Origin of the sequence: Thermithiobacillus tepidarius DSM 3134, from assembly GCF_000423825.1 — a bacterium.
Taxonomy (GTDB): domain Bacteria; phylum Pseudomonadota; class Gammaproteobacteria; order Acidithiobacillales; family Thermithiobacillaceae; genus Thermithiobacillus; species Thermithiobacillus tepidarius.
Window position 1 is genome coordinate 167,950 of the sequence record NZ_AUIS01000006.1, and the last position, 23,613, is coordinate 191,562.

General features: G+C 68.0%; 26 protein-coding genes. 13 read left to right on the top strand and 13 right to left on the bottom strand.

From position 1 onward, the window contains the following. The first annotated feature begins 1 nt into the window (after nt 1). The 6 genes from nuoI to G579_RS0104555 are packed head-to-tail and all read left to right on the top strand — an operon-like array spanning nt 2 to nt 6,220. Nucleotides 2-517, top strand: a complete 516-nt coding sequence (nuoI, locus tag G579_RS0104530; RefSeq protein WP_028989229.1) for an NADH-quinone oxidoreductase subunit NuoI — start codon at nt 2-4, stop codon at nt 515-517. Between the two features lie 17 nt (nt 518-534). Further along, nucleotides 535-1,059, top strand: coding sequence for an NADH-quinone oxidoreductase subunit J (nuoJ, locus tag G579_RS0104535; RefSeq protein ID WP_028989230.1), 525 nt, complete (start codon nt 535-537; stop codon nt 1,057-1,059). Further along, entirely contained in the window at nt 1,056-1,364 is a 309-nt protein-coding gene (gene nuoK / locus G579_RS0104540) for an NADH-quinone oxidoreductase subunit NuoK (RefSeq protein WP_028989231.1), read from the top strand. The genes nuoJ and nuoK overlap by 4 nt, the downstream gene beginning before the upstream one ends. Nucleotide 1,365: 1 nt before the next feature. Further along, nucleotides 1,366-3,255, top strand: a complete 1,890-nt coding sequence (gene nuoL / locus G579_RS0104545; protein WP_028989232.1) for an NADH-quinone oxidoreductase subunit L — start codon at nt 1,366-1,368, stop codon at nt 3,253-3,255. After that, nucleotides 3,252-4,760 (top strand): NADH-quinone oxidoreductase subunit M, encoded by a 1,509-nt coding sequence (nuoM, locus tag G579_RS0104550; protein ID WP_028989233.1) that lies wholly within the window; start codon nt 3,252-3,254, stop codon nt 4,758-4,760. Before nuoL ends, nuoM begins: the two co-directional genes overlap by 4 nt. Then, nucleotides 4,757-6,220 (top strand): NADH-quinone oxidoreductase subunit N, encoded by a 1,464-nt coding sequence (locus G579_RS0104555; RefSeq protein ID WP_028989234.1) that lies wholly within the window; start codon nt 4,757-4,759, stop codon nt 6,218-6,220. The genes nuoM and G579_RS0104555 overlap by 4 nt, the downstream gene beginning before the upstream one ends. Here G579_RS0104555 and corA read toward each other — a convergent pair. The 3 genes from corA to G579_RS15845 are packed head-to-tail and all read right to left on the bottom strand — an operon-like array spanning nt 6,217 to nt 9,962. Continuing rightward, nucleotides 6,217-7,296, bottom strand: coding sequence for a magnesium/cobalt transporter CorA (gene corA, locus G579_RS0104560; RefSeq protein WP_028989235.1), 1,080 nt, complete (start codon nt 7,294-7,296; stop codon nt 6,217-6,219). The genes G579_RS0104555 and corA overlap by 4 nt on opposite strands. 39 nt (nt 7,297-7,335) lie before the next feature. Then, nucleotides 7,336-7,542, bottom strand: a complete 207-nt coding sequence (locus G579_RS0104565; RefSeq protein WP_028989236.1) for a heavy-metal-associated domain-containing protein — start codon at nt 7,540-7,542, stop codon at nt 7,336-7,338. Further along, nucleotides 7,518-9,962 carry a heavy metal translocating P-type ATPase gene (locus G579_RS15845; RefSeq protein ID WP_155989740.1) on the bottom strand — a complete coding sequence of 815 codons (2,445 nt, stop codon included), beginning with the start codon at nt 9,960-9,962 and terminating at the stop codon, nt 7,518-7,520. Before G579_RS15845 ends, G579_RS0104565 begins: the two co-directional genes overlap by 25 nt. 209 nt (nt 9,963-10,171) lie before the next feature. Here G579_RS15845 and tal point away from each other — a divergent pair, with 209 nt between their 5' ends. The 6 genes from tal (at nt 10,172) to G579_RS0104600 (ending at nt 14,275) form a co-directional block, all read left to right on the top strand. Next, nucleotides 10,172-11,260 carry a transaldolase gene (gene tal / locus G579_RS0104575; protein WP_028989237.1) on the top strand — a complete coding sequence of 363 codons (1,089 nt, stop codon included), beginning with the start codon at nt 10,172-10,174 and terminating at the stop codon, nt 11,258-11,260. An 18-nt stretch (nt 11,261-11,278) separates the two neighbouring features. Then, a complete protein-coding gene (locus tag G579_RS0104580; protein ID WP_155989741.1) occupies nt 11,279-11,743 on the top strand; it encodes a CBS domain-containing protein in 465 nt (154 codons plus the stop codon). 53 nt (nt 11,744-11,796) lie between these two features. Beyond that, nucleotides 11,797-13,140: an ArsB/NhaD family transporter gene (locus tag G579_RS0104585; protein WP_051180844.1), complete on the top strand. Its 1,344-nt coding sequence runs from the start codon at nt 11,797-11,799 to the stop codon at nt 13,138-13,140. A gap of 161 nt (nt 13,141-13,301) precedes the next feature. Beyond that, a complete protein-coding gene (locus G579_RS0104590) occupies nt 13,302-13,697 on the top strand; it encodes a hypothetical protein (protein ID WP_028989240.1) in 396 nt (131 codons plus the stop codon). Then, nucleotides 13,694-13,957, top strand: coding sequence for a DUF5985 family protein (locus G579_RS0104595; RefSeq protein WP_211218651.1), 264 nt, complete (start codon nt 13,694-13,696; stop codon nt 13,955-13,957). Before G579_RS0104590 ends, G579_RS0104595 begins: the two co-directional genes overlap by 4 nt. Nucleotides 13,958-14,011: 54 nt before the next feature. Next, nucleotides 14,012-14,275 (top strand): DUF5985 family protein, encoded by a 264-nt coding sequence (locus G579_RS0104600; protein ID WP_211218652.1) that lies wholly within the window; start codon nt 14,012-14,014, stop codon nt 14,273-14,275. Here G579_RS0104600 and G579_RS15850 read toward each other — a convergent pair. The 7 genes from G579_RS15850 to G579_RS15855 form a co-directional block, all read right to left on the bottom strand. Continuing rightward, nucleotides 14,272-15,015 (bottom strand): MIP/aquaporin family protein, encoded by a 744-nt coding sequence (locus G579_RS15850; RefSeq protein WP_051180846.1) that lies wholly within the window; start codon nt 15,013-15,015, stop codon nt 14,272-14,274. The genes G579_RS0104600 and G579_RS15850 overlap by 4 nt on opposite strands. 26 nt (nt 15,016-15,041) lie before the next feature. Continuing rightward, on the bottom strand, nt 15,042-15,704 hold the full coding sequence (locus G579_RS0104610) for an endonuclease III domain-containing protein (RefSeq protein ID WP_038018116.1): 663 nt from the start codon (nt 15,702-15,704) through the stop codon (nt 15,042-15,044). Nucleotides 15,705-15,809: 105 nt separating this feature from the next. Next, entirely contained in the window at nt 15,810-16,295 is a 486-nt protein-coding gene (locus G579_RS0104615; protein ID WP_028989244.1) for a gluconokinase, read from the bottom strand. Between the two features lie 34 nt (nt 16,296-16,329). Next, on the bottom strand, nt 16,330-16,752 hold the full coding sequence (locus tag G579_RS0104620) for a GNAT family N-acetyltransferase (protein WP_028989245.1): 423 nt from the start codon (nt 16,750-16,752) through the stop codon (nt 16,330-16,332). A gap of 16 nt (nt 16,753-16,768) precedes the next feature. Then, a complete protein-coding gene (gene dnaQ, locus G579_RS0104625; RefSeq protein WP_230973789.1) occupies nt 16,769-17,509 on the bottom strand; it encodes a DNA polymerase III subunit epsilon in 741 nt (246 codons plus the stop codon). Continuing rightward, complete coding sequence (gene rnhA / locus G579_RS0104630; RefSeq protein WP_038018119.1) at nt 17,506-18,003, bottom strand: ribonuclease HI; 498 nt, start codon at nt 18,001-18,003, stop codon at nt 17,506-17,508. Before rnhA ends, dnaQ begins: the two co-directional genes overlap by 4 nt. Further along, on the bottom strand, nt 17,957-18,787 hold the full coding sequence (locus G579_RS15855) for a class I SAM-dependent methyltransferase (protein ID WP_155989743.1): 831 nt from the start codon (nt 18,785-18,787) through the stop codon (nt 17,957-17,959). The genes rnhA and G579_RS15855 overlap by 47 nt, the downstream gene beginning before the upstream one ends. A 30-nt stretch (nt 18,788-18,817) precedes the next feature. Here G579_RS15855 and gloB point away from each other — a divergent pair, with 30 nt between their 5' ends. Next, nucleotides 18,818-19,576, top strand: coding sequence for a hydroxyacylglutathione hydrolase (gloB, locus tag G579_RS0104640; RefSeq protein WP_230973790.1), 759 nt, complete (start codon nt 18,818-18,820; stop codon nt 19,574-19,576). Nucleotides 19,577-19,861: 285 nt separating this feature from the next. Here the strand turns inward: gloB and G579_RS0104645 are convergent, their stop codons facing one another. The 3 genes from G579_RS0104645 to rpsO all read right to left on the bottom strand — a co-directional run bounded on the left by G579_RS0104645 (nt 19,862) and on the right by rpsO (nt 23,577). Further along, nucleotides 19,862-21,127 carry a M16 family metallopeptidase gene (locus tag G579_RS0104645; RefSeq protein WP_051180850.1) on the bottom strand — a complete coding sequence of 422 codons (1,266 nt, stop codon included), beginning with the start codon at nt 21,125-21,127 and terminating at the stop codon, nt 19,862-19,864. Nucleotides 21,128-21,207: 80 nt separating this feature from the next. Then, nucleotides 21,208-23,232: a polyribonucleotide nucleotidyltransferase gene (pnp, locus tag G579_RS0104650; RefSeq protein WP_051180869.1), complete on the bottom strand. Its 2,025-nt coding sequence runs from the start codon at nt 23,230-23,232 to the stop codon at nt 21,208-21,210. A gap of 75 nt (nt 23,233-23,307) precedes the next feature. Further along, complete coding sequence (gene rpsO / locus G579_RS0104655; RefSeq protein ID WP_028989251.1) at nt 23,308-23,577, bottom strand: 30S ribosomal protein S15; 270 nt, start codon at nt 23,575-23,577, stop codon at nt 23,308-23,310. Between the last annotated feature and the right edge of the window lie 36 nt (nt 23,578-23,613).

Below are 23,613 nucleotides of genomic sequence, written 5' to 3' on the forward strand. Positions count from 1 at the left end.
GATGTGGAGTCAATTGCGCACCATGTGGGACATCTTCCTGCACCTCTTCCGCAAGCGCGTGACGGTGCAGTATCCCGAGGAAAAGCCCTACCTGCCGCCGCGCTGGCGCGGCCGCATCATCCTCTCCCGCGATCCCGACGGCGAGGAGCGCTGCGTGGCCTGCTATCTCTGCGCGGTGGCCTGTCCGGTGGACTGCATCGCCCTGCAGAAAGCCGAGCGCGAGGACGGCCGCTGGTATCCCGAGTTCTTCCGCATCAATTTCTCGCGCTGCATCTTCTGCGGCTTCTGCGAGGAAGCCTGTCCTACCTACGCCATCCAGCTCACCCCGGACTACGAGATGTGCGAGTACGATCGCCGCAATCTGGTCTACGAGAAGGAGGACCTGCTCATCAACGGCCCCGGCAAGTACCCCGACTACAGCTTCTACCGGGTCTCGGGGCTGGCCATCCGGGGCAAGGACAAGGGCGAGGCCGAAAACGAGGCGCCGCCCGTGGACGTGCACAGCCTGCTGCCGTGAACCCCGGAGAGGACACCATGGACATCGCCTTCTATCTTGCCGCGCTGGTTGCCATCCTGGCCACGGTGATGATGATCACCCGCCTGGACGCCGTGCACGCTCTCCTTTACCTGATCGTCTCGCTGCTGGCGGTGGCGCTCATTTTCTACATCCTCGGCGCTCCCTTCGCCGCAGCCCTGGAGGTGATCATCTACGCGGGCGCCATCGTGGTGCTCTTCGTCTTCGTGGTGATGATGCTCAACCTGGGCCGCGCCGCCACCGAGCAGGAACGGCGCTGGCTGCGGCCCGGCATCTGGGCGGGTCCGGCGCTGCTGTCCTTCATCCTGCTCGATGAGTTGCTGTACCTGCTGCTGCAGGAGCACGGCGGGCTGACGGGCACGCGGGTGGTGGAGGCCCGGGAGGTGGGCATCCTGCTCTACGGCCCCTATCTGCTGGCCGTCGAGCTCGCCTCGCTGCTGCTCACCGCCGGCCTGGTGGCCGCCTACCACCTGGGCCGACGCGACGAGCCGGACCAGCGCATGGACCAGGAGGCGCGCCGATGAGCGCCGTCCCCCTGGAGCACGGTCTCCTGCTCGCCGCCCTGCTTTTCGTCCTCGGCCTGGCGGCCGTGCTGGTGCGCCGCAATCTCATCTTCATCCTCATGGGCCTCGAGGTCATGTTCAATGCCGCCGGGCTTGCCTTCGTGGTGGCCGGCTCGCGCTGGGGCCAGGCCGACGGCCAGATCATGTTCATCCTGGTGATCACCCTGGCGGCGGCGGAGGCGGCGGTCGGCCTGGCCCTGATCCTGCAGTTGGACCACCGCTTCCGGACGCTGGACGCCGACAGCGCCAGCCGGATGCGAGGTTGAGATGCTGCGCCTCCTGTGGCTGGTGCCCGCCCTGCCCCTGCTCGGCTATCTCGTGCTGGTGCTGGCCGGCGGGCGCCTGACGCGGCGCGGCATCCAGCTCGTCGGCGTCGGCGCGGTGGGCCTGGCCGCGCTGGTCACCCTGCTCATCGCCGTCGACTTTCTCAACGCGCCGCCGCCGGAGCACGCCTACACGCAGGTCCTGTGGACCTGGATGGCGCTGGGGGAACTCGCGCCGCGCATCGCCTTTCATCTCGACCCGCTGGCGCTGGTGATGATGGGGGTGATCACAGGCGTGGGCTTTTTGATCCACCTCTACTCCACCGAGTACATGGCCGACGACCCCGGCCATGCCCGCTTCTTCGCCTACATGAACCTCTTCGTGGCGGCCATGCTGGTGCTGGTGCTGGCCGACAATCTGCTGCTCCTTTACCTCGGCTGGGAGGGCGTAGGGCTGTGCAGCTATCTCCTGATCGGCTTCTGGTATCAGGACCCGGCCAACGGCCTGGCCGCGCGCAAGGCCTTCGTGGTGACCCGGGTCGGCGACGTGGCCTTCATCATCGGCCTCTTTCTGCTCTTTACCCAGCTCGGCACCCTGGACATCCAGGCCCTGCTGGAGCGCGCGGCGCAGCAGTGGCCGGCGGGCTCGGGCCTGGCGGTGGCGGCGGCCTTGCTGCTCCTGGGCGGCGCGGTGGGCAAGTCGGCGCAACTGCCCCTGCAGACCTGGCTGCCCGACGCCATGGCCGGCCCCACGCCGGTGAGCGCGCTGATCCATGCCGCCACCATGGTCACGGCGGGCGTCTACCTCATCGCCCGCACCCACGTGCTCTTCACCCTGGCGCCCGACGTGCAGTTCCTGGTTGCCGTCATCGGCGCCGCCACCCTGCTGCTCGCCGGCTTCACCGCCCTGGTCCAGTGGGACATCAAGCGCATCCTGGCCTACTCCACCATGAGCCAGATCGGCTACATGTTCCTGGCCCTCGGCGTCGGCGCCTGGTCGGCGGCCATCTTCCACCTCATGACCCACGCTTTCTTCAAGGCGCTGCTCTTCCTGGCGGCCGGCTCGGTGATCCACGCCATGCACCACGAGCAGGACATCCGCAGGATGGGCGGCCTGCGCCAGCGCCTGCCGCTGGTGTTCTGGACCTTTCTCATCGGCAGCGCCGCGCTCGCCGCCCTGCCGCTCGTCACCGCCGGCTTCTACAGCAAGGACCTCATCCTGACGGCGGCCTGGGCCGCGCCCCGGGCCGGCCCCTGGCTGTGGGCGACGGGCTGGTTCGGCGCCTTCATTACCGGGGCCTACAGCTTCCGGCTGGTCTTCATCGCCTTCTTCGGCGAAGCGCGCGGTACGCTGGGCCATTCGCCGGGCCCGGCGATGCGCATCCCGCTCGTGCTGCTCGCCGTCCTGTCGCTGGTCGGCGGCTTCGTGGAGCTGCCGCCGACCCTGGGCGACCGGCCGCTCCTGTCCGATTTCCTGCGCCCGGTCCTGCCGGCGACCGCCGGGCACGTGGGACCGGGGCTCGAACTCACCTTGCAGCTGCTCTCTGGCGCAGCGGCCCTGGCCGGCATCGGGCTCGCCTATCTTCTCTTCCTGCGCCGCCCGCAGCGCGCCGCCGTCCTCGCCGCCCGGCCCGGCCTCAGGACCCTGTGGCGCTTCTGGCGCGGCGGCTGGGGCTTCGATTGGCTCTACGACCGCCTGCTGGTGCGCCCTTTCCTGTGGCTGGCGCGGGTGAACCGCCATGACCTAATCGACTGGCTCTACGACGGCACCGCCCAGTTCAGCCGCGTCGCCCACTGGGCGCTGAGCCGCAGCCAGGCCGGCCTGCTGCGCTGGTACGCCGCCGGCATCGCCGTGGGCGCAGTCCTCGTCATCCTACTGGCGGTGCTGCCATGACCCTGCTCTGGCTGCTCCTGGTCCCCCTCGCCGCCGGCCTGCTGGCCTGGCGCGCGGAGCGCTGGCATCCCGCATGGCCGGGCTGGATCGCGCTCATGGCCCTGCTCGTCGACCTGGCCCTGGGGCTGTCCCTGTGGACGGCGCACGCCGCGCCGTTGCGCAGCCCGCTACAGAGCCCCTGGCTCCTGGAGCTCAGCGCGCCGTGGATTCCGCGCTTCGGCATCGGCTTTCACCTCGGCCTCGACGGCCTGAGCCTTGTGATGGTGCTGCTCACTCTCTTTCTGGGCCTGATGGCGGTGGCCGCCTCCTGGCGCGAGATCCGCTCGCGCAGCGGCTTTTACTACTTCAACGTGCTGTGGACCCTGGCCGGGGTGCTGGGCGTCTTCCTGGCCCTGGACCTCTTCCTTTTCTTCGTTTTCTGGGAAGTGATGCTGGTCCCCATGTACTTCGTGATCGCCCTCTGGGGCCACGAGAACCGCCTCAACGCCGCCATCAAATTCTTCATCTTCACCCAAGCGAGCGGCCTGCTGATGCTGGTCGCCATCCTAGCGCTGGTGCTGGCGCACCAGCGCGCCACCGGCGTGCTCAGCTTCGACTACTTCGTGCTCCTGGGCACGCCCCTGGGCGCGCAGACGGCCATGTGGATCATGCTGGGTTTCTTCGTCGCCTTCGCCGTCAAGCTGCCGGCCGTGCCCTTCCACACTTGGCTGCCGGACGCCCACACCGAGGCACCCACCGGCGGCAGCGTCCTCCTGGCCGGCATCCTCCTGAAGACCGGCGCCTACGGCCTGTTGCGCTTCGCGGTGCCGCTCACCCCCGGCGCGGCCCTCGACTTCGCGCCGCTCGGCATGGCGCTGGGCGTCGCCGGCATCGTCTACGGCGCCGTGCTGGCCTTCGCCCAGACCGATTTCAAGCGGCTGGTGGCCTACACCAGCGTCAGCCACATGGGCTTCGTGCTGCTGGGCGTCTTCGCCTGGAACACGCTGGCCCTGCAGGGCACGGTGATGGAGATGATCGCTCACGGCATCAGCACCGGCGCGCTTTTCATGGTGGCCGGCGCCCTGCAGGCGCGCCTGCACACCCGCGACATGCGCCGCATGGGCGGGCTCTGGGCGCAGGCGCCGCGCATGGCCGCCCTGGCCCAATTCTTCGCCATCGCCTCCCTGGGCCTGCCCGGGCTCGGTAACTTCGTGGCCGAATTCCTGGTGCTGCTGGGCGCCTTCCGGGCGGACGCCACCTTCGCCGTGCTGGCGGCCCTGGGCCTCATCGCCGCCGCCGTCTACGCCCTGATCCTGGTGCAGCGGGTCTTCCACGGCCCACTGCGGGCGCAAACGGCGCTGGCGGACTTTTCGGCGCGGGAAATGGCCGCCCTGCTGGCCATGGCCGTCGCGCTCGTCTGGCTCGGCGTCTATCCGCAGCCGGTGCTGGACGCGGCGGCACCGGCTCTGGCCGGCCTGCAGCACGCCGCCAGCGGCCATCTGTCGCTCGTAGGAGCCGCGCCATGAGCGCCGCGGCCCTGCTGGCGCTCCTGCCCATCCTGGTGCTGGCCGCCGCGGTGGTCGGCGTCATGCTGCTGGTGGCCTTCTACCGCCGCCATCACTTGGCCACCGGCGCCTCCCTGGCCGGCCTCGGGCTCGCCCTGGCGGCCCTGCCGCTCGCCGCGCGCGCAGGCCCGCAGCAGGTCACGCCGCTCTTGGTCATCGATCCCTACGCGCTCTTCTACATGGGGCTCGTCTTCGCCGCGAGCCTGGCGGTGGCGGTCCTGTCCTACGCTTATCTGGAGGGCCGCGCCGGCCACGCCGGCGAGTTCTACCACGGCGAGTTCTACATCCTCCTGCTGCTCGCCACCCTCGGCGCGGCCGTGCTGGTGGCGAGCAGCCACTTCGCCGCCTTTTTCCTCGGACTGGAGCTGCTCAGCGTGTCCCTCTTCGCCCTGATCGCCTACGCCGTCAACGAAGAGCGCCCCTTGGAGGCCGGCATCAAGTACCTGATCCTGGCCAGCGTGTCCTCCGCCTTTCTGCTCTTCGGCATCGCGCTGCTCTACGCCGCGCTGGGCACCCTGGGCTTCGCCGCCATGGCCCCGCTGCTGGCCACCGACCAGGTCCTGCGCGATGTCTACGTGCTCGCCGGCCTGGCCCTGATCACGGTGGGCGTGGGCTTCAAGCTGTCCCTGGTGCCCTTCCACATGTGGACGCCGGACGTCTACGAGGGCGCGCCGGCGCCGGTGACCGCCTTCGTGGCCACGGTGTCCAAGGGCGCGGTGCTGGCCTTCCTGCTGCGCTACTTCGTCGAGGCGGATGCCTACCGGCTGGCCGGTCTCGGGCTGGTGCTGAGCTTCGTGGCCGTCGCCTCCATGCTGGCCGGCAACCTGCTCGCCCTGCTGCAGGACAATGTCAAGCGCCTCCTGGCCTACTCCTCCATCGCCCACATGGGCTACGCGCTGGTGGCCTTCCTGGTGGGCGGCGAGCTGGCGGTGGAGGCGGTGAGCTATTATCTGGTGGCCTACTTCGTGATGACCCTGGGCGCCTTCGCCGTCGTCACCTTGCTCTCCGCCCCGGCCCAGGGCCGCGAGCTGGACGATCTGGCGGACTACCGCGGGCTTTTCTGGCAGCGACCCTGGCTGGCCGGCGCCTTCACGGCCATGCTGCTGTCGCTGGCCGGCATTCCGCTGACAGTGGGCTTCATCGGCAAGTTCTACGCCTTCGCCGCCGGCGTCGAGGCGGCCCGCTGGGGCCTGCTGGCCACCCTGGTCACCGGCAGCGCCATCGGCCTTTTCTATTACCTGCGGGTGATCGTGGTCATGTACCAGGTGCCGCCCGCCGCCGCGCCGGCCGCCCACGACATCCGCCTGTCGCAGGCGGGCAGCCTGGTGCTGGCCGTGCTGGCGCTGCTGCTCGTGTGGCTGGGCGTCTACCCGGCGCCGCTCATGGAACTGATCCGGACCACGGCGCTGCGCCTGGCCTAGCGCCGGCCGAAGCCGCCGAGCCAGCGCTTGCGCCGGAAGAAGAGCAGCATGCCGCCGGCGATCCCGGCCATGACGAGCAGGGTCGCCGGGAAGGCCCATGGGTAGTCGAGTATCGGCATGTCCTTGAAGTTCATGCCGAAGACGCCGGTGATGAAGGTCAGCGGAATGAAAATGGTGGCGATCACGGTGAGGATCTTCATGACCTCGTTGGTCCGGTTGTTGATGCTGGACAGGTAGATGTCCAGCATGCCGGACAGCATGTCGCGGAAGGTCTCCACGGTATCGATGATCTCGATGACGTGGTCGTAGACATCGCGCAGATAGACCTGGGTGGCCTTCTGGAAGAAGGGGTTGTCCCCGCGCCGCAGCTCGTTGAGCAGCTCCCGCAGCGGCCACGCGGTCTTGCGCAGCAGGATGGCGTCGCGCTTGAGCCGCTGGATGGCCGGCACGCTCTGCGGATGACCGTGCAGCACCAGGCGGCTCTCCACCTCCTCGATGCGGTTGCCGAAGCGCTCCAGCACGACGAAGTAATGGTCCACCACCACGTCGATCAGGGCGTAGGCCAGGTAATCGGCGCCCAGGCTGCGAAAGCGGCCCTTGCTGTTCAGCAGGCGCGTCCTCACCGGCTCGAGGACGGCGCTCTCGTGCTCCTGGAAGGTGATGACGAAGTGGCGGCCGAGCACCAGGCTGATCTGCGCACTGGCAAGCCGCTCCTTGTCGTCGTGGTAGTCGAGGGCGCGCAGCACCAGGAAGAGGTAATTGTCGTAGTCCTCCACCTTGGGACGCTGCACCGTGTTCTGGATGTCCTCCAGCACCAGCGGGTGCAGGCCGCAATGCGTGCCGATCGCCTCCAGGGTCGCCGTGTCGTCCACGCCCTGCACGTCGATCCAGGTGACGGCCGCGCTGTCGTCGGCGAAGCAGTCCGCCAGGCGCTCCACGGCGCGCTCCTCGACGCCGTCGGCCGTATAGCGGAGCAGCCGGATCACGGCGGGCACTGCCGGCTGCTCCACCGCGCGGCGCAGGGTGCCCGGCGGCAACCCGGCTCGCGCCGCCCGGTTCTTCATCGGGTAAGCCATCGGCAGACGGTGCTTCCGGAAAGAAAGGGATGCCGGCCGCTACTGGACTTCGTAGCCTTCTTCTTCGATGGCCTTGGCCAGCGCGTCGCGCTCCACTTGGCCGGCGTCGTAATTCACCTTGACTTCGCCGCCCGGCAGGTCCACGAAGACCGCGTTCACGCCGGGCATGGGCTCGAGCGCGCCCTTGATGCTGCGCACGCAGTGTTGGCAGCTCATGCCTTTCACCTTGAAAGTGACTTCGTCCATGCATCGCTCTCCTGTGCTTGGGTGGGATGATTCTCGACCGGGGTGGGCAGCACGGGCGCGGCGGCCGGGCGCCAGCGGCGCAGCAGCAGCGAGTTGCTGACCACCGACACGGAACTCATGGCCATGGCGGCGCCGGCGATGATGGGGCTCAGATAGCCCAGCGCCGCCAGCGGGATGCCCAGTACATTGTAGATGAAAGCAAAGAAGAGGTTCTGGCGGATCTTCGCCAGGGTCGCCCGCGACAGGCTGATGGCGTCCACCACCGTCGAGAGCTCGGGCCGCATCAGGGTGACGTCGGCGGCGGCCATGGCCACATCGGTGCCGCTGCCGATGGCGATGCCCACGTCCGCCGCCGCCAGGGCCGGCGCATCGTTGATGCCGTCGCCCACCATGCCCACCACCTGTCCCTCGGCGCGCAGGGAGCTCACCCGGCCGCTCTTGTCGCCGGGCAGCATCTCGGCGAAATAGCCGTCCAGCTGCAGCTCGTCGGCAATGGCCGCGGCGGTGCGCACGTTGTCGCCGGTGAACATGAGCACGCGGACGCCCAGCTCCCGCAGCCGCGCCACCGTCGGCGCGGCGCTCGGGCGCAGCGGATCGGCGATGGCCAGGAAGCCGAGCAGCACGCCGTCGCGCAGCACGCCGACCACGGTCCGCGCCCGCGCCTCCCACTGCTCCAGGGTGGCGCGCTGCGCCTCGGGCACCGGCACCAGCCGGCTGGAGCCGACCTGCACGCGCCGGCCCATGACCTCCGCCTCGATGCCTTGGCCGGTGAGCGCCTCGAAATGGGTCAGCGGCTGCAGCCCCAGGCCCCGCGCCCGGGCCGTCTCCAGAATGGCCCGGCCCAGCGGATGCTCGGAGCCCTGCTCGGCGCTGGCGGCCCACTGCAGCAATTCGTCCTCATCCGCCGCCTGCACCGGCAGCAGATCCACCACCGCCGGCCGCCCTTCGGTCAGGGTGCCGGTCTTGTCGAAGACCAGCGTCTGGATCTGGCTGGCCCGCTCCAGGGCCTCGGCGTTCTTGATCAGGATACCCGACTGCGCGCCGCGGCCGCTGCCGACCATGATGGCCGTGGGCGTGGCCAGGCCCAGGGCGCAGGGACAGGCGATCACCAGCACCGCCACCGCGTTCACCAGCGCCGGCGTCAGCCCCGCCACCGCGTACCAGCCGGCGAAGGTCAGCAGCGCGACGCCCACCACCACCGGCACGAAGATGCCGGAAATCCGGTCGGCCAAGCGCTGCACCGGCGCCTTGGAGCCCTGCGCCGCCCGCACCAGGCGCACGATGGCCGCCAGCGCCGTGTGCTCGCCCACGCCGGTGGCGCGCACGACCAGCCGGCCGTTCTGGTTGCCGGTGGCGGCGTAGACCTTGTCGCCAGGCGCCTTGGCCACCGGCAGGCTCTCGCCGGTGAGCATGGACTCGTCCACCCGCGCGCGGCCCTCGACGATCTCGCCGTCCACCGCCACCTGCTCGCCGGGGCGCACCACGAAGAGATCGCCCTCGCGCAACTGCGCCACCGGCACCGTCACCTCGCGGCCATCCTCCAGGCGGGTGGCCGTGCTCGGCTGCAGGGCCAGGAGCTGGCGGATGGCTGCGGAAGTCTGCTGCTTGGCGCGCGCCTCCATGATCTTGCCCAGCAGGATCAGGGTAATGATCGCCACGCTGGCCTCGAAGTACAGGTGTCCGCCGGTGCCCAGCAGCAGCACCGCGAGGCTGTAGAAATACGCCATGCTGGTGCCCAGCGCCACCAGCACGTCCATGTTGGCGCTGCCGCCGCGCAGGGCGTGGTAGGCGCCGCGATAGAAGCGCCAGCCGATCCAGAACTGCACCGGGGTGGCCAGGGCCAGCTGCAGCCAACCCGGCATCAGCTCGTGCATGCCGAAGAGCATGCCCAGCATCTGCAGCAGGAAAGGCAGGGTCAGGAGCGCGCTGATGCCCAGGCGCCACGTCTCGCGGCGCAGGGCGGCGGCCTGCCGCGCCTCCTCCTGGGCCTGGCTGTCGCCCTCCAGCACCGTGGCCGTGTAGCCGGCGGCCGTCACCGCCCGCAGCATGTCATCCACGCCCACCGCGCCGGGCACGTAGGTCACGAAGGCCTGCTCGGTGGCCAGGTTCACCTGGGCGGACTGCACCCCCGGCAAACGCCGGAGCGCGCGCTCCACCCGGCCGGCGCAGGTGGCGCAGGTCATGCCGCCGATGGCCAGCTGCGCGCTGGCGCTCGGCACGCCGTAGCCGGCCTTCTCCACGGCCGCCACCAGCGCCTCCAGCCCGACCTGGGCGCTGTCGAAACGCAGGCTGGCGCGCTCGGTGGCGGCATTCACCGTCGCCTGCACACCGGGCAGCTTGTTCAACTGCCGCTCCACCCGCAACGCGCAGGCGCTGCAGGTCATGCCCTCGATGGGCAGTTCCAGTTCTTTGTCGCTCATCAGCGCCTCCTCCTCGCCCGAAGGCTCAGCTGCGCCGAGGTCGCGTGTCGCACAGACGGCATCTCCGCCCCAGCATTAGTAAATACTTAACATTAACATATAGACCCACCCTCCCCCCAAAAATTCGGGCACAGCCGCCCCAAGGCCGGAGGAACTTGTATCCCTGCACTCCGGGTCTACACGAGAGTGAGACTAGCATGGAGGCCCTCATGGCAAGCAATCCCCTGCAGTCCCTGAAAGCCCTCGGCCAGAGCGTCTGGCTCGACAACCTGCCGCGCCGCCTGCTGATCGACGGCAGCCTGCAGCGCCTGATCACGGAGGACGGCCTCTCCGGCATCACCTCCAACCCTTCCATCTTCCAAAAGGCCATCAGCGAAAGCGAGCACTACCAGGAGGACATCCTCCGCCTGCGCAACGCCGCGCCCGACTCGGAAAGCCGCTACGAAGCCCTGGTGGTGCCCGACGTTCAGGCGGCCTGCGACCTGCTGCGACCCGTCTTTGACGCCACTCACGGCGACGACGGCTACGTCAGCCTGGAGCTCAACCCGCAGCTGGCCCACGATCTGGAAAGCACCCTGAATGCCGCCGAACGCCTGCGCCGCGACGTGGGCCGGGACAACCTGCTGCTCAAGGTCCCGGCCACGCCGACCGGCATCCAGGCCTTTGAGGAACTGATCGCCCGGGGCTTCAAGATCAACGTCACCCTCATGTTCTCGCTGCACCACGTGCGCGACGTCTTCGCCGCCTACGTGCGCGGCATGCGCCGCTGGGTCGGCGCCCGGTGCGATCCGCGCGAGGTGAAGGCCGTGGCCAGCCTCTTCCTGAGCCGGGTGGATACCCTGGTCGACCAGCAGCTGAGCGCCATCGGCAGCGCCGAAGCCCTGGCCCTGCGCGGCCGCACGGCGGTGGCCACGGCCAAGGCGGCCTACCAGCACTTCCTCCATGTCTTCCACGGCCCCGATTTCGCCGACCTCCTCATCGCCGGCGCGCGCCCCCAGTACCTGCTGTGGGCCAGCACCGGCACCAAGCACCCCGATTACAGCGACCTCCTCTACGTGGAGCCCCTGATCGGGCCGCAGACCATCAACACCATGCCCGAGGCCACCCTGGCCGCCTTCCGCGACCACGGTCGCGCGGCGCCGACCCTGACCGAGGACGTGGCGGAAGCGGAGCAGACACTGGCGCGCCTCGCCGCTTTGGGCATCGACCTGGAAGGCAGCGTGGCCGAGCAGCTGCAGCAGGAAGGCATGCGGCTTTTCGAGGCATCTTTTGCTAGATTACTGGAACTGGTGTCCTGATCGAAAGGCAAGCACAAGGTGACCTGCAAATATGTCATGCAGAGCCCGGCGCCCAGCGTCGGCGCGGAAACCCCCATCGCGGCGGCGCTGGCCCGGCTGCAGGCGGAGAGCATCCCGGCCCTGGCGGTCCTCGACGGGGCGGGCCAGATGCTGGGACTCTTCAGCTGGCGCTGCACCTCCTGTCATCTGCTGCCGCGGGTGGCTCAACTGGAGGACATGGAAGCCCCGGTGCAGGAGTTGGACTTCTGGGAAACGGGCCTGGAGGACGCTCGCCAGCGCTTGGCCGGACTGGCCCGGCAGCCGGTCAGCGCGGTCATGCAGCAGGACTTCGTGGCGCTGCAGGAAGACAGCCCGGTGATGGAAGCCCTGCTCAAGCTGTGCCGCGGCCAGCCGGCCCTGCCGGTGCTCGATGCCGGCGGCCGCCTCGCCGGCATGATCTACCCGGCGTCCCTGCTGGCCCATCTGCATCCGCCTCGTCCGTAGCGGAGATTCCACCCTTGGCGAGACGGCCTCCACAACGATAACAATCCCAGCCCATGCCACACGATCCCACTTCGGCGCTCGCCCCGGCCCTGTTCGGCTGGAACCCCGCCGTCGTCGCCCTGACGCTCTTCATCGGCAGCTATCTCCTCATCATGAGCGAGCGCGTCAACCGCGCCATCGTCGCTCTGCTGGGCGCCTCCCTCATGATCCTCACCGGCATCCTCAATCAGGAGGCCGCCGTGGCCGGCGTGGACTTCAACACCATCGGCCTGCTGCTGGGCATGATGGTGATCGTCGGCATCACCCAGAAAAGCGGCGTTTTCCAGTACGTGGCCATCTGGTCGGCCAAGCGGGTCAGGGCCCACCCCTGGGGCGTGCTGCTCATGCTGTCCGGGGTGACGGCGCTCTTTTCCGCGCTGCTGGACAACGTCACCACCGTGCTGCTCATTGCCCCGGTCACCCTGCTCATCGCCGAAGAGCTGCAGATCCACCCCTACCCCCTGCTCTTCTCGGAGATCTTCGCCTCCAACATCGGCGGCACGGCCACCCTGATCGGCGATCCGCCCAACATCATGATCGGCTCCGCCGCCGGGCTCACCTTCAACGACTTCCTGCTGCACCTCGCCCCCATCAGCCTAGTCATCCTGCTGGCGATGCTGGTGCCCATCCACTTCATCTGGGGCCGCCGGCTCCAGGCCAGCCCCGAGCGCCGGGCCCGCGTCATGGCCTTCCGCGAGCGGGAGGCGATCCAGGATGTCCGCCTGCTCAAGCAGGCCGGCTTCGTTCTGGCCCTGGTGATCCTGGGCTTCCTGGCCCATGGCCTGCTGGGCCTGGAGCCGGCCACCATCGCCGTCTTCGGGGCAGCCCTGCTGCTTTTGCTCAGCAACTGGGGCAAGCGCGGGGAGGAGCAGTCGGAGGCGGTGCAGCACGCCTTCTCGCAGGCGGAATGGGTCACCCTCTTCTTTTTCGTCGGGCTTTTCATCCTGGTGGCCGGCGTGGAGCGCACCGGCATGCTGGATCTGCTGGCCCAGAAGACCCTGAGTCTCACCGGCGGCGAGCTGGGTGCCACCGCCTTCACCATCCTGTGGGTCTCGGCCCTGGCCTCCGCCTTCATCGACAACATCCCCTTCGTCGCCACCATGATCCCGCTGATCAAGGGCATGGGCGGCGTCTTCACCCCCGCTCAGCTCGAGGTGCTGTGGTGGTCCCTGGCTCTGGGCGCCTGCCTGGGTGGCAACGGTACCCTGATCGGCGCCAGCGCCAACTTGGTGGTGGCCGGCATGGCCGAGCGGGTGGGCTACGGCTTCCGCTTCCTGGACTTCCTGAAGGCGGCCTTCCCGCTCATGCTGCTGTCCATCGGCATCGCCACGATTTATGTGTATCTGCGCTACTTGTGAGCGCCGCCCGCAACAGGTGAGTGCAGCCGGGTTGGGTTAGCCGGGAAAATCATGTATTTTGTATAAGCACCCGGCCCTGGCCTTTCCGCCGCTGTCCGGAAATCGCCGCGGCAGCGCTCCGGAGGGAGCCACAACAAATCCAGTGCCCTCAGGGAAATCAAGTGACCTACGAAGATATCCCCCAGGAAATCAAAGATTTTATCGTCAAGCACATCAACTCGGTAGAACAGCTCGAGATCCTGCTGCTCCTCCAGGGAAGCCCGGCACGGGAATGGAGCGCCCGCGACGTGGCCCAGGAGTTGCGCAGCGACACCCACTCGGTGGCAGCACGCATGGCCGATCTGCACGCCCGCGGTTTCCTGCATAGCCAGGAAACGCCGGTTCCAACATACCGGTTCAACCCCGCCAATGCGCAGGAGGCGCAGCTCGTGGCCAAGCTGGCCAGCGTCTACGCCCAGCGGCGCATGGCGGTGATCAACCTCATCTTCTCCAAGCCCATCGACAAGATCCGCGTCTTCGCCGATGCCTTCAATCTCAGAAAGGACAAATCCGAATGAGCATAGCCGAACTCGTCTATGTCCTGTCCGCGGCGACCAGCCTCGCCTGCGCGGTGCTGCTCCTGCGCGGCTTTCTGCAAAGCCGCGTGCGTCTGCTGCTGTGGAGCGGCTTGTGCTTTCTGGGGCTGGCCGCCAACAACGCCCTCATCTATGTCGACCTGGTTATCATTCCCGACGTGGACCTGTCCGTCTGGCGCATCTCGGCCGCCTTGGTGGGCATGATGCTGCTCCTGTACGGCTTGATCTGGGATACCGAGTGACATCACCGGTAGCCGCGCTTTACGCAACACAGAGGTAACCGCATGTATGGTTTGATGACCGGTGCAATCGCCATGGCCAGCCTGATCGCCGGCCTTTTCTTCCTGCGCTTTTGGAAGAAGACCCGCGACCGCCTTTTCCTCTTCTTCGCGCTGGCCTTCTGGCTCCTGGCGGTCAACCGCGTCGGGCTGGCCTTCGTGGACGAGGCGCTGGAAGCCTACACCTTCCTGTACCTGCTGCGCCTGCTCGCCTTTCTGCTGATCCTCTTCGCCATCCTGGACAAAAACCGCGCCGCCCGCCAACCCAAGGGCAACGACTAACTGCCATCGCCGGTCGCGGCCTCGACTTCGTCGGGGTCCCGGCGCCCGTGCAGGATGGCCATGAACAAGACCGCCAACAGGGCGCCCAGCACGGGCGCCGCCAGATAGATCCACACCTGCTCCAGACTGCCGCTCACCAGGGCCGGCCCCAGGGAGCGGGCCGGGTTCATGGAAGCGTCGCTGACCGGCTTGGCGAAAAGCCCGCACAAGGCGACCGTTCCCCCCGCCGCCAGGGCCGCGTTGGGCCCGACCACCTTGAGACGGGTGGCCACGTTCAGGATCACGGTGATCAGCAGGCAGCTCAGCGCCAGCTCCATGAGGAAGGCCGAGGTCGTGCCGTAATGCGGCCGCGTGGCGCCCAGATGGTCCACGTTGCCGAAGAGGGCGAGCAGGAACAGCGCTGCCAGCACGGCGCCCCCCACCTGGGCCAACCAATAAAAAGGCCCAAAAACAAAAAAAGGCACCCGGCGCCAGGGAAAGTCCCGGCGCAAGGCAAAGGCGAAAGTCACCGCCGGATTGATGTGGGCGCCGGACAAGTTGCCGAAGGCATAGATCACCGCCATGACCAGCAGGCCGCTGGCGGCGGAGCGCGCCGCCAGGGTGACGGCATCGTGGCTCACGGCGGCGATGACGGCACCGCCCGCGTCCACGAAAGTGAGCGCAAAGGTGCCCAGCAGCTCGGCAAAGAGGCTGCGCAGCACCCCTGGCAGATCCTGCTGCGTCAGCAATACATCCTTCATGTTCCCTCCCGCTTTTTGTCTGTTCGTCAGCGATGCCGGGTCACCCCCACCTGCCGGCACATGTCCAACACCGGGCATTGCGAGCAGCGCGGCAGGCTGCCGGTGCAGATGTGCTTGCCGAAGGGCACCAGCAAGCGGTTGATCTCCACCCAATGCGCCGGCGGCAGCTTCGCCTCCAAGGCGACCATGGTCTGCTCCGGCGTGCGCGCCGCCACGTAGCCCCAGCGGTTGGTCACCCGATGCACGTGGACGTCGACGCCGATGCGCGGCTCCCGGCAGGCGATGCCGAGCACCAGATTGGCGCACTTGGGTCCCACGCCATGAAAGCTCAGCATCAAGGCCCCGTCGCACGGCAGCCGGTCCCCATGCGCCGCGGCCAGTTGCCGCGCGATGTCCTGGATCTGCCGGGCTTTGGCTTCGTGAAAAGTGCTGTCGGCGATGGCGGCATCCAGCTCGGCGGGCGGCAGTCGCGCCATCCGCGTCGGCGTGCGGGCCAGAGCGAAAAGCCGGCGCGCGCAGCGCAAGGTGGTGTCGTCGCGGGTGCGGATGGACAGGATGCAGGCGACCAGCACTTCGAAAGGCGCCGCGAAGCCTTCCGCCGCCAGCTCGAAGAGCGCCGCCTGCGGGAACGGCCGCACCGCCTCCCGGATGCGGGCCATCGCCAGATCGATGTCGAAGGGATGCTTCACACTGCCCCCGTCATTGCCAGTTACCGGATTGATGCTAAGGCGGGCAGGACGGCGGCCAAATCAGACCAAAAGGAATGTCGGGGAGAGCGAAGTGCGGCGGGGCGCTTACAGCCGCAGGCAATGCCGGATCGCGGCGATGATGGCCGGCGGCGGCAGCGCGGCATCTACCACCAGCGCATCGGGCGGCTCCTCCAGGGCGGCCAGTTGGCTGGCCAGCAGATCGGGGCCCAGGAAGTGTCCCCGGCGCTGCGCCAGCCGGCGGCGGATCAGCTCGGGGTCCGCCTTCAGGTAAACCAGGCGCACGGCGGCCCGATCGACGCGCAATCGCTCACGGTAACTGTGCTTCAAGGCGGAGCAGGCCAGGACCATGTCCTCGCCCGCCGCCACGCTGCGCGCCACCAGCCGTTGCAGGGCCGCCAGCCAGGGCTGCCGGTCCTCGTCATTCAGCGGGATGCCCCGGGCCATTTTTTCGACGTTGGCCCGCGGGTGGAAGTCGTCGGCATCGCAATAGCGCCAGCCCAGCGTATCGGCGAGCAGCCGGCCGACGGTGCTTTTGCCGGATCCCGCCACGCCCATGAGAATGATGACCATCGCCCCTCCCGGCCCGTTGCCACGGGCAAGGCAGCTACGCCGCGCCCTCCCGGCGCAGGAACAGGAGCTCTCCCGCAACGGCGCGAAACCCCCACTGGGCATAGAAGGCGGCCATCTCGGGCCGGCAGTAGAGCTCCACATGCCGCACGCCGGCCACTGCCGGATGCGCCAGGACCGCCGCCATGAGCCGCCTGCCCAAGCCCTGTCCCCGGCAGGCCGGGGCCACGATGACGTCCAGGACCAGCGCCTTGCACACCCGATCGGTGAGCACGCGCGCAAAGGCGGCCAAGCGACCGGAGTCGGCCTCGGCCAACGCCACGATCACATCGGAATGGCGCAACAGCGTGCGCACCTCGTCCAGCGTGCGCCCGGCCGACCACCATTCCGACTGGTACAACGCATGGAGTTCGCGAGTCTGCGCCTCGCTCAGCGCCTCCTGCCGGACTATCGCGACCACGCGGCGCCCCGGCAGCTCACTGCGGCGCGTCGGGCGCGGCCATCTGCAGCCACACGCATTGCCCCTTGCTCTCCTTGTCCAGGCCCTGCAGATAGGCTTCGTGGGCCGCCAGCTCCTCGGCACTGGGACGGATGACCCGCAGCGGCGGCCGCTGATTGCGCGCCCGATCGGGGCCAGCGGCCCGCAGCGCGCCGCCGCGCGCCTCGCCGGGCTGCTGTTCGGCCTCCAGCAGCATGCTGACCTGGCCGCCGGTCATGGCCAGATACACGGCGGCCAGGATCTCGGCATCCAGGAGCGCGCCGTGCTTGTCGCGGCGGCTGTTGTCCACGCTGTAGCGCCGGCACAGGCTGTCCAGATCGTTCTTCTGGCCCGGATGGCGGCTGCGCGCGAACTGCAGGGTGTCGAAGATGTCGCAGGCACTGGTCAACGGCGGCTGGCCGAGCAGCTCCAGCTCCCGATTGAGAAAACCCACGTCGAAGGGGGCATTATGGATGATCAGCTGCGCCCCCGCCACAAAGTCCAGAAATTCGCCGGCGATGTCCGCGAAGCGCGGCTTGTCCCGCAGCATTTCGTTGGTGATGCCGTGGACCTGGGTCGCGCCCGCGTCGATCTCCCGCTCAGGGTTCAGGTAGTGGTGGAAAGTGCGCTCGCTCAGGCGGCGGTTGACCACCTCCACGCAACCGATTTCAATGATGCGGTGTCCCTTGCCGACCTCCAGGCCAGTCGTTTCCGTATCCAGCACCACCTGTCTCATCATCGCGATCCCTGTGTTTCCGAACTCCGCCGCTGGGCCGCATCGATCGCCCGGTTGGCGAGCTGATCGACCCGCTCGTTCTCGTCGTGGCCGTTGTGGCCCTTGACCCAATGCCACTCCACGTGATGCTGCCGCGCCAGCTCGTCCAGGCGCTCCCACAGCTCCTGGTTCTTGACCGGCTTGTTGTCGGCCGTGCGCCAGCCGCGCCGCTTCCAGTTGTGGATCCACTGGGTGATGCCGTTGCGCACGTATTGGCTGTCGGTGGTCACCCGCACCCGGCAGGCGCGATTCAGGGACTCCAGCGCCTTGATGGGCGCCATCAGCTCCATGCGGTTGTTGGTGGTCATGGGCTCGAAGCCGGCCAGCTCCTTCTCCCGGCCACCCCAGCGCAGCAGCGCCGCCCAGGCACCGGGCCCCGGGTTGCCCCGGCACGCCCCGTCCGTAAAGACCTCAACCACGTTGTGCGACGCGGCGGCCGCCTGTTCCTTGTTCTTCATCCTCATCCTGCCAGACCCGACAAAAACCCTTGACCGCTCCCCGCTGCAATCCCTCGGTGGCCGGCATGGCCGGCGCATAGCGGCGCCACAGCAAAGCCGGCGGAATCCAGCCCGGCTCCCGCCTTTGCGCCAGGAGCATATACGCATTCGCCCCGGTGGGCCACCAGCGGTCGCCCATGAATTCCAGCCACTGCCGATGCGACTGCCAGCGCAGGGGCAGCAGCGGCAGGCGGTACTGGAAAAAGCGCCCCGCCCGCACCTCGAAATCCTGCTCGGATAAGAGGCGCCGCACCTGGCCCGCGGGCAGGAAGGGCTGCCGCCAGGGCCAGCGGGCATTGTGCCGCCACAATTGCCAGCGGCGCATCAGGCTGAACAGGCTGTGGGGATTGAAGGCCAGCACCAGCAGGTAGCCCTCCGGCTGCAGCACGCGATAGCACTCGCTCAGCACCCGGCTGGGATCGTCGCTGCGCTCCAGGACATAAGGCAGCAGCACCAGATCGAAGGAGTCCGCCGCAAAGGGCAACGCACCGGGGTCCGCCGCCGCCCGCACGCACGGCACCTGCATGGCGGCCAGCGCACTCCAGGCGGGGTCGCTCACGAACCAGGGAGCCGCCACGGGCAAGGTGTCCTCCCACAGACCCGGCATGCCGAGCTGCAGGACCCGGCGCGGGCGCAGCCGCTCCAACCAGGGCACCAGCGCACGCCGGGTGGCCGCGCTGAGGCCCAGGCCGGTCGGCGTTTGCCACCACCCGGAAACTATCCTAATGTTATCCGGTTCATTCATATGACCCGATCTCAAGCCCCCGGAGGGACCATGCTGTCAGTCCATCTCGTGCCGGCATTCCAGGATAATTACATATTTTGCGCGTCCGATGGAGCACACGGGATTTTCATCGTCGATCCGGGCGATCCGGCACCCGTGATCGCCTTTCTGGAGGAAAGGCAGGTGCGGCCCACCGCCATCCTGTGCACCCACCATCATGGCGACCACGTGGGGGGCAACGAGACGCTGGCGAGCCGCTATCAAATTCCAGTGTATGGCCCCAGCCAACGCATTCCCGCACTGACCCGCGCGCTTCAGGCAGGCACACACGAAGTCGAAGGCGCGGCAATGCAGGTCATCGCCGTGCCGGGGCATACCCGAGATCATATAGCCTACTTTTTCGAAAACAGCCTCTTTTGCGGCGACACGCTCTTCGCCGCCGGCTGCGGCCGCCTCTTCGAAGGCACGCCGGCGCAGATGTACCACAGCCTGCAGCGGCTGGCTGCCCTGCCCACTCATACGCAGGTATTTTGCGCCCACGAGTACACCCTGGGCAATCTGGCCTTCGCCGCGGCCGTGGAGCCGGACAACGCGGCCATCCAGGCCCGCCGGCAGGAAACCAGCGCCCGGCGGGCACGCCACCTGCCCAGCATCCCGTCCCGTCTCGACCTGGAGCTGGCCACCAACCCCTTCCTGCGCACCCGCATCCCTGCCGTCCAGAACGCCGCTCATCGCTTCGATCCCAATTGCGACCCCAATGATCCCATTGCCGTCTTTGCCGCACTGCGGCGATGGAAGGACGAGTTCTGAGCACATAACCAGCAGCATGTGAGTCGTCCGCCCTATCGGCCCTCTCCTGCCCGCTCCCGGCGGGAGCGGGTATGCCGGGCGGCTGCGGCGCCGCGCCAGGCCTGGCGGGTTGATATCCTGATTCGTAGGAGCGAGCTTGCTCGCGACCCGCTGTATCGACCAGCGAGCAATCGCGGGCAAGCCCGCTCCTACAAGCCAAGATGACGGTCCGCCAGGATTTGGCACGGTCCGCGCCTACCCGAACCCGCCGGGCTGCACGCCGCGGCTCGACCGCCCCTCAGCTCGTCACGCCGCACCGCCCTTTTCCGGCAAACACAAGAAGCGGTAGCGCCGCCCCCAGCGGTCCTCCACCAGACTCCGCACGCCCTCCGCATCCACGGCGGCGAGGGCATCCAGGGATTCCTCCGCCGGCACCAGCCGGCCGAGATAGATCCATTGGCGCGCCAAGCGCGTCATGCGCACCTCCACGTCCTCCAGGCTCATCAGCAGCTGAGCACGCAAATGGCGCCGGCCGCGCTCCAGCTCCTCGGGCGCCGGACCCTGGGCGGCCAGTTCCGCCAGCACCTGCTCCACTTCCGCCGCGCAGCGCCGCCAGTTGCTGCGCTCCGTGCCGGCGTAAAGGCGCCATTCGCCTGTATCGCGGTAGAACTCCAGGTGCGAATAGACGCTGTAGGCCAAGCCCAAGCGCTCGCGAATCTGCCGGAAGAGCCGGGAACCGCTGCTGCCCCCGAGGATGAGATTCGCCAGGCTGGCCCGGTAGTAGTCCGGCGTATCGACGGCGAAGCCTTCCGCCGCCCAAGCCAAGTGGGCCTGGAAGGTGTGCCGGTGCTGCACCTGCTCGCCGGCCTGAAATACGGGCGGCACGCAGGGCGGCACGCCCTCCCCGCGCGGCAGATCTCCCAGCTCCCGGCTCGCCAGCGCCACCAAGCCATCATGCGCCACCCGCCCCGCCGCCACGATCTTGATCCGGCTGCCCACGTAATGGCGGCGATAGTAATCCAGCAGCCGCCGGCGGCTGGCTCGCCGGATCACGCTGCTGCGGCCGAGAATGGGCCAGCCCAGGGGATCGTCGCCCCAGATGCGGCGGCTCAACTGCTCCTGCACCCAGTCCTCCGGGTCCTCCGCCACCATGGCCACTTCCTGGGCCACTACGCTCTTCTCCAGGCGTAGCTCGTCGGCGGACAGGTGGGAATGCAGCACCATCTCCTGCATCAGCGCGAAGGCCTCCGGCAGGTCTTCGCCAAGGACGGTGGCGTGATACGCCGTCAGCTCCCGGTCCGTGAAGGCGTTGATGTTGCCGCCCAGCGGCTCCATGGCGGCGCTGAGATCCGCCGCCGAGTAGCGCGGGGTGCCCTTGAACAGCATGTGCTCGAGCAAGTGGGCGAAGCCGTCCTCCGCGGCCGTCTGATGGCGGCTGCCGTTCTCGATCCAGAAGCCGAGCGCCACACTTTGGGTGTGAGGCAGCGCCAGGCTCAGGATTTCGACCCCATTGTCCAGGCGGGTCAATTCGACCGCCTCGCCTCCCACCGCGTGTTGTGCCTTTTTGAGCATGCCTCGTTCCTTTGGGCCCCAAAAACAAAGAGGCGCCGGGCATCAGCACCCGGCGCCTTCCATGACGGGATCGGCCGCCCTCAGGCGGGCTTGGCCGCCGCCTCCTTCATGCTGAGCTTGATCTTGCCTTGGCGATCCACTTCCAGCACCTTGACCTTGATCATGTCTCCTTCCTTCAGGTAATCATGCACGTCTTCCACGCGCTCCTGACTGATCTGGGAGATGTGCACCAGGCCGTCGCGGCCGGGCAGGATGTTGACGAAGGCGCCGAAGTCCATGATCTTCACCACCTTGCCCTCATAAATCCGGCCCACTTCCACGTCCGCCGTGATCAGCTCGATGCGCTTGCGCGCCGCCAGGCCGGCCTCGCCGCTCACCGAGGCGATGTGGACGGTGCCGTCATCCTCGATGTCGATGGACGCGCCCGTCTCCTCGATGATGCCGCGGATCACCTTGCCGCCCGGGCCGATCACCTCGCGGATCTTGTCCGGATGGATGCGCATGGTGATGATGCGCGGAGCATGCATGGACAGGTCCTGACGGGGCTTGGGCAGGGCCTCCTCCATCTTGCCGAGGATATGCATGCGCCCTTCCTTGGCCTGCTCCAGCGCCTGGGCCAGAATCTCCCGGGTGATGCCCTGGATCTTGATGTCCATCTGCAGCGCAGTCACGCCTTCGGCGGTGCCGGCCACCTTGAAGTCCATGTCGCCCAGATGATCCTCGTCGCCCAAGATGTCCGTCAGCACGGCGAACTGCTCGCCTTCCTTGATCAGACCCATGGCCACGCCCGCCACCGGGGCCTTCAGGGGCACGGCGGCATCCATGAGCGCCAGTGAGGCGCCGCAGACCGAAGCCATGCTGGAAGAGCCGTTGGACTCCAGGATCTCGGAAACCACGCGCAGGGCGTAAGGGAATTCCGCCTCCGAGGGCAGCACCGCGGCCACCGCGCGCCGGGCCAGCCGGCCGTGGCCGATCTCGCGGCGCTTGGGACTGCCCACCATGCCCGTCTCGCCGGTGGAGAAGGGAGGGAAGTTGTAGTGCAGCATGAAGCGCTCACGCGTCTCGCCTTCCAGGGCGTCGATGATCTGCTGATCCTGCTTGGTGCCGAGCGTCGCCACCACCAGAGCCTGGGTCTCGCCGCGGGTAAAGAGCGCCGAGCCATGGGTGCGGGGCAGGATGCCGGTGTCGATGCTGATCGGACGCACGGTGCGGGTGTCGCGGCCGTCGATGCGCGGCTGCCCGGCCAGGATCTGGCTGCGCACCACGGTGCTCTCCAGTTCCTTGAACGCTTTCTTGATCTTGTCGGCCCGGGCCGGATCCTCACCCGCCAGTTCCGTCACCACTTGGGTGCGGATCTCGGCCAGGCGCTCGCGGCGCTCCTGCTTGACATGGATACCGTAAGCCTGGGCCACGGCCTCGCGAGCCCGCTCGGCCACCGCGGCCTGCAGATCCTCATCTTCGGCGGCCGGCGCCCAGGTCCAGCGCGGCTTGCCCGCCTCGGTAGCCAGGCGCTGGATGAGTTGGATCACGGCCTGCATCTGCTCGTGGCCGAACAGGATCGCGTCGAGCATGACCTGCTCCGGCAACTCGCGCGCCTCGGACTCGACCATGATCACGGCCTGCTCGGTGCCGGCCACCACCAGATCCAGCTTGGACTGCTGCAGTTCGGCGTAGCTCGGATTCAGGACATACTGACCGTCCACGTAGCCTACCCGGGCGGCACCGATGGGGCCGTGGAAGGGCAGGCCGGAAATCGCCAGGGCGGCGGAAGCACCGATCATGGCGGGGATGTCCGGATCGTTCTTTTGATCCACGGACAGCACCGTCGCGATGATCTGCACCTCGTTCATGAAGCCGTCGGGGAACAGGGGCCGGATGGGTCGGTCGATCAGGCGCGAGGTGAGCGTCTCCTTCTCGGTCGGCCGGCCTTCGCGCTTGAAGAAACCGCCGGGGATCTTGCCCGCCGCGAACATCTTTTCCTGATAGTTCACCGTCAGCGGGAAGAAATCCTGCCCGGGCTTGACCTCCGGACGCCCCACGGCGGTGACCAGGACCACGGTCTCATCCAGGCTCACCAGCACCGCGCCGTCGGCCTGGCGGGCCATGCGCCCGGTTTCTAGGGTGAGGGTCTTGCCCCCGTAGGCAATGCTGTGGCGATGAACGGTCAAATGAGGTCCCCTTTACTTGCGCAGGCCCAGGCGCTCGATCAGTGCGCGATAGCGGTTCACGTCCTTGCGCTTCAGGTAGTCCAGCAGCTTGCGGCGCTGGCCGACCATCTTCAGCAGGCCCTGGCGGGAGTGATGGTCGTGAATGTGGGTCTTGAAGTGACCGGACAGATCCTCGATCCGGGCGGTCAGCAGTGCAATCTGCACCTCGGGCGAGCCGGTGTCACCCGCGTGGGTTTCATAGCTCTTCATTACTTCGGCTTTGTTTTCGGCGGTCAGCGCCATGGCAAATCTCCTTACACCGGGCAATCAAAAAGTTTT